Genomic DNA, 5486 nt, shown 5'->3' with positions numbered 1-5486 from the left:
CATCTCTCTAGCTGCACTAATACCTTGATTTTGCATATTACCTTGTATACGCTGAGCTGCATTATATAAAGATCTTGCCTCTCTATTTACTGTCCTAGTTCCTGCGTCAGCTGTTATAGGCGTTGTTCCTGTTCCTCCAGTAATGCCAGTGATAGCATTTAATTGAGATATAGGTGCATTTGCTATTAAAGATAAATCCTCATTCATGCGTGTAGTTGATGCATTATTTGCTGTAGACGACACACTTGATAAAGCATTGACAGGAATGGTGACTACATTACCGTTAGCGTCGAACCCCTTGTAATACTTAGAATCTCCTGCGCCTTGAGCTTTAGGGTCAATCATTACAGTTTGCCCATTGGATAGCTGAGCCTGTTGTAATTCACTCTCTCCCCTGCCTTTTAACGCTAAAAACTGCTTACGTTGCTCAGGGGTAAGCGATACCATGTACTCGTACTCTTGCACAGATGCAGGCTTGCTTCCTGTTGAGTTAGCAGATCTAATAGAGTTTTGAGCGGAGATATTTTGTCCTCTAATTTGTATTTGATGACCTTCTCTCGTTAACGCTTCACTGGCTTGATTACTACGGACTGTCTCGGAAAGTTTATCTCTATCAATAGAACGACCTTCGATTTTATCCTGAACATCAAAATACTTATCAGGGCCTAATGCCGACATGCCGATATGGTCAGCTAACTCTATAGCCCCTTTGGGGTTTTCATTTGCCATAGCCAGAGCCTGCTGAGGATCAATACCTAATCGTCGTAACTCATCAGCATTTTTACGGATGTAATCAGTAGCATTACCACTATTAATAGCCATCCGGTAGCCAGATGCTATGTTTCCTAAAGATTCCCTGACGTCCTCTGATATTCCCTGCATACCTGAGGTTATTTTCTCAGCCTGATCTGGATATGTAGCCATCAGCTGCCTCATAGCGTCTCTATCTCCAGATGCGTACGCCTTACCCCACAAAGATTGGAATTCCTTATCTCTCTCCTGAGCTTGCTGTTGCTTGTACATTTCACCAAGCCCACCAAGCCCTTGAGCTAACTGCAACCCGATATTATTAGCTCCAGACCGTTGTAGGTCATTATTTTCTCGGATCATAGCAAGAGTTGCGTTTGCGTCACTTGCTTTGGGGGCATTAGTATTATTTAAACCAATACCGCCAAGAAATCCCCCTGATCCCTGCTGGTTCCATGTAGCCATATCATCACCTTAAAATAATGAACCAAGAACACCAAGACCACCACCTATTGCAGCGCCCCATGGACCACCAATAGCCATGCCGGCAGTAGCACCACCTAATCCACCCATAATTCCTTGTTGCATAGATGAAGGACGGTTAGCCATGGCCGCTTGAGCAGCTGCATTCTGTTGTAGTAACTGCCCTGTATTATTGGCGTAACTCTGACCTACGTTTGCCTGCCCTTGCAATGCGCCTAGACCAATATTCGCCAGATTCTGATAGTTGTTCATTTGGTCAGCCAACCAACCTTGACCAAGCATAGGAGCGATAGATGCAAGTTGATTGCTTGTTGCTGTTGAGCCTAACCCACCGGTAGCTTCTGCACTGGATAATTGCTGGTATCTGGCTTGGTTTGCTAAATCATTAAACTGTTGAGAATTGTAGTATTGGTTTAGTGCGTTTCCTTGCCCTTCTAATGTTGACAGGTTTTGCATTTGTCCAATGTACTGTTGCGCCATAGGTGTAAGAGGCGCCAAGTTATTCATGGTTGTCTGCCATATTTCACGCTGTAACGCTGTGGCTTCACGAGTCGCATCAGCTTGAGCGCCCGCACCACCATCACCGCCCCCTTTCATATATCCACTCATCGGTAGTGTTTTATTTTCAATCCATCTGATTATTGACATTGCAATAAATCCTCATATTGAGAGCGTTTTAATTGATACATCGTTATACCAACAGGCTTGCCGTTACTGATATACGCATCATCTAAATGACCGACACGAGTAGCACCAAGCATTTTCACAATAACGCGACCATATTTTGTGGTATCAGGAACCATAGTTACTGAGTTAGTGAATTGACTATTTTCCAGCAACCACTTGCAGAATAATTTGTGTGCATCAAAGGCGTACTTACCACGGAATCCAGCATCAAATATGGCGTGACACTCAACAACTGTATGCCAAAAATTACGCACCTCGAAAACACCAACCAATAGAACTCCCTCATAAATACCTAAGTAAAGCGCATCGGGTTTAATGAAATACTGATCGTTGCTATCAACGATATTCCCCGTATTCGACTTATCATTTAAAAACTCAGATAGCCGAATGGGGTTATCAATAATTTTAATTTCCATTAGTCTATTAATCCGTGTGAACGAAGCGCATCTTCGAGCGCCTTGATTCGTTGCCTTGCCTCGACTACCCCACTTGCTAGAGCCTGCATTTCTGACCGAGTGTAATCGGCGCTGAATGAGTAGGATTGGTTAGCGTTAAACGAACCCTTAAATGCCGTACCCGTTGCTGATGTAAAGCCAGTAACTCGAGAACCAACAACTTTAATTCCGTTTACTGAGTAGGATGTTGAAACATCGATGGGCGATAAAAGCTTCTGTTTTTCTGTTTTACTGAGAGAAACGTAATCAACTTTAATTTCAGATATTCTTCCATCAAGGTCTTGTATCTTTATTTTCAGCCCATCAATGTCTTGCTCAACGTTAAGAACCCTTACCTCTAACTTAGATAAATCCTCTTCCGTTTTTGTGATGCGGAATTCATGATTTGCTAATTGATTGCCATGTAGAACAATAGTCTGCTCAGCATCACCAAGTCTTCCCTCATGATCATCTAGAATAATGTCTTGTTCATCATTTTTAACTTGAGCATCGAGCGCTTCTACGCCAGCTTCATTTGCACGACCAGCTACTTTTGCCATATCATCAGCGCCACTCAACACTATACGCCGATAGGTTTCGCTAAAGTTATCAGGAAGGATGTTTGGAACAATATAAGAGGCTTGAATTTCTATGGGGGTAGAAAGGTTTTCATTTGCCATTATTCAACCCTCATAGACAGATCACTCAGCGTTACAGGAGATTTAGTGATAACTCGAACCTTAAACCCTATGTTCTTTCTCACCCTTCCCACTCTTCGCCACAAAACACGGCGGTCATATTGGAATGGTGAGTTCTGCTCAATCATTTGCTCTCGACCAAAGTTAATGCCATCAGCCGTTGCCGACAAAAATAAACGATCAGCAATTTGAGCGACGCCTGTTGATGCCTCAAGCTCTAAATCGAACACCCTTGCGTTATCGGCTTTAGCCATGGGCGTATATAAGATATGCTCCACCTGCTTGTCGTACTGAGATGATTTATTGAAAGCAAGATTACCAATAACTCCCTCATTCTTATCCGCGACAGTGATCTGATTACCTTCGTACATAAAATCAATTGCACGATATGTTTCTTCATACAGTCCAGACTTTAGAATGCACCACTGCGGATATTGCTGACTGCCCGCTGCATCAAAGCAAAGCGTGTGACGCTGTAAGTGAACAATGAGTAACTCATGACCATCAAAGCGAATAGACTCAAGAACCGCATGTGATAACTCGTCTGGTGTATAGCTACGAATGATCTTATCAATACTTGCTGTGGAAATTTGGCTAGCCGTTCCAGCACCAAGAATATAAATAGAAGGCGCGCCGTTTGCAGGGTTACTGATGAATGCGAATGATTCTCCAAACTTACACTTAGCATCACGACCAGCAATACCCATCTGAACAAAATAAGATGGTTGTGGCGCATATATTACTTGTGACGCGTTTGTTGAGCCGGTAATGGTAAAGTATTCGATAGTTGACGAACCAAAGCAAAGCACCATATCACGCCAAGAGGCGATGGCGATTATGCCGTCAGGTTGAGATTCAGCAGTGTAAAATGGACGATAACGATCAGGTTTAGACTCATCTTCTAAGTCAGTAACTCCGAACCTTTCACCTCCTTTCTGTAACCAAATATAACGCCCTCGGTTACGAGCAACATCAACAACATCACCTAATTCGTATTGAGGGTATTTTTCGACTACCTCTAGCACCTCTTGCGTCATTATAAATTCAGTAACGTCTTTGGCTGTTTGCTCGCTAGATTTGGCAAGGTTCATTTTATACGTGACTGTAATTTTACCACCTGCGCGCTTAACACCTTCTACCAGAACATCAGTAAGATAAGGCTTATCATCTTCTTCCTGCTGAGATAATTTAATGCCTACCATTTGCTCAGTGATAAGCATCTCATTACCGGTTTTACCATCAGAAGTTTTAGGCGTGATTTTTAACGTTAAGAACCCATCCAGATCATTCTTTGTGAGCGGTACAAAATCATCATTACCTTCTTTGTGAGTCCATTTTTTAACGTCACGTTTATAGCCTTCGGTAATTACCTTTTCCTCAGGCCAGTTAGATAACTCTTTGACCTCACCGTCATAGCGATAGAGTTTTAACTTACCGCCTGACGCCACTGCTTGACTGTAACCCGAGTGCGCCATAGTCACCCTATCTTTGCCTTGAATATCAGCAATAGCATTCTGTCCACGATAAAGTTTATTTCCACACACGCGATAGACCGTGTTGTTTTTCGTGTTGTACTGAACACCACGAGACACACCATCAACACTATGACGCTTTTCTAATGCAGGGAACGAACGCAAATAACCGGACGCATTCAATACTTCTTTCGGTGTGGCCAACATGTTAACTGGAAGACCATCAATATAATCTGCTGTATGCGGGTCTTTTCGCAAACCTCTAGCAAGAGGTATTTGGATCCTTGGCATGTGGTTTTCTCCTGTGGAAGTATCGCTGACCAGTCATCGTTAATAATCGATTACCTGAGCCAATAGGGAAACCATCTGGATGATGAGATCTGGCATTTTTAGCTCTCTTTAAAGCACAGCTTCGCATGAGTCTTTCTTTGCCATATCTAGCAGTTGTAATGACCTTATTAAGCGGGGCAATTTGGTAATCAGGTGCAATGCGAGTAGCTAAGTTGTAGATAACTGCGTTAATGGCTTGTTTGTTTAACCCGTGTTCATCACCTTGATCGATAGGAGTGTCTTCATCAGCGAACTTATAGCCAGTATGAATTCCTGCACCATCTTCAAACCATTCGTACATCATTGATTCTAAATCAACCACGCCATCTTCTAATGACTGAGGCTCTATATCTGTTAATGTAGCATCGGAAGCAACGCCTAATTTACGTAACGCCGCTACAACTAACTCACCCTTCGTTGTTATCTGCATCTTTCACCGCCTTTTTCTTGGTAGCGGGTTTATCTTCAGTCTTCTTCTTGGTGTCGTTTGGATTTTTACACCAGCCATCTTTCAAATAACTTTCAAGTTCATCATCGTTGACAGTAATAATTTGAAGGTTCATACCCCAAATTTTCACATCACCATTAGCTTTATAAAGCATCGTTTTCATTGTCATCTCCAATAAAAAAAGGGA

Annotated in this window: 7 protein-coding genes; all 7 read right to left on the bottom strand. The window is 42.6% G+C overall.

The annotated features are described in order from the left end of the window. Positions 1-1212 (bottom strand): phage DNA ejection protein (locus ACYUCW_RS17560; RefSeq protein WP_460409149.1); only part of this gene is annotated, 1212 nt, incomplete at its 3' end. Positions 1213-1221: 9 nt separating this feature from the next. Beyond that, complete coding sequence (locus ACYUCW_RS17555; RefSeq protein ID WP_460409148.1) at positions 1222-1878, bottom strand: DNA transfer protein; 657 nt, start codon at positions 1876-1878, stop codon at positions 1222-1224. Further along, the gene (locus tag ACYUCW_RS17550; RefSeq protein WP_243209098.1) at positions 1869-2333 is read right to left on the bottom strand and encodes a DUF2824 family protein; all 465 of its coding nucleotides are present in this window, start codon (positions 2331-2333) and stop codon (positions 1869-1871) included. The genes ACYUCW_RS17555 and ACYUCW_RS17550 overlap by 10 nt, the downstream gene beginning before the upstream one ends. Further along, positions 2333-3031, bottom strand: coding sequence for a phage tail protein (locus ACYUCW_RS17545; RefSeq protein WP_460409147.1), 699 nt, complete (start codon positions 3029-3031; stop codon positions 2333-2335). The genes ACYUCW_RS17550 and ACYUCW_RS17545 overlap by 1 nt, the downstream gene beginning before the upstream one ends. After that, positions 3031-4812 (bottom strand): packaged DNA stabilization protein, encoded by a 1782-nt coding sequence (locus tag ACYUCW_RS17540; protein ID WP_460409146.1) that lies wholly within the window; start codon positions 4810-4812, stop codon positions 3031-3033. The genes ACYUCW_RS17545 and ACYUCW_RS17540 overlap by 1 nt, the downstream gene beginning before the upstream one ends. Further along, complete coding sequence (locus ACYUCW_RS17535; RefSeq protein ID WP_368939358.1) at positions 4784-5281, bottom strand: packaged DNA stabilization gp4 family protein; 498 nt, start codon at positions 5279-5281, stop codon at positions 4784-4786. The genes ACYUCW_RS17540 and ACYUCW_RS17535 overlap by 29 nt, the downstream gene beginning before the upstream one ends. Next, the coding region (locus tag ACYUCW_RS17530) for a hypothetical protein (protein ID WP_460409145.1) at positions 5259-5486 on the bottom strand (228 nt) is incomplete at its 5' end. The genes ACYUCW_RS17530 and ACYUCW_RS17535, both read right to left, overlap by 23 nt.

This window comes from Proteus sp. MB838 (assembly GCF_054767435.1).
The sequence above is the reverse complement of the archived record's forward strand: the minus strand, read 5'-3'. Positions and strand labels throughout refer to the sequence as shown.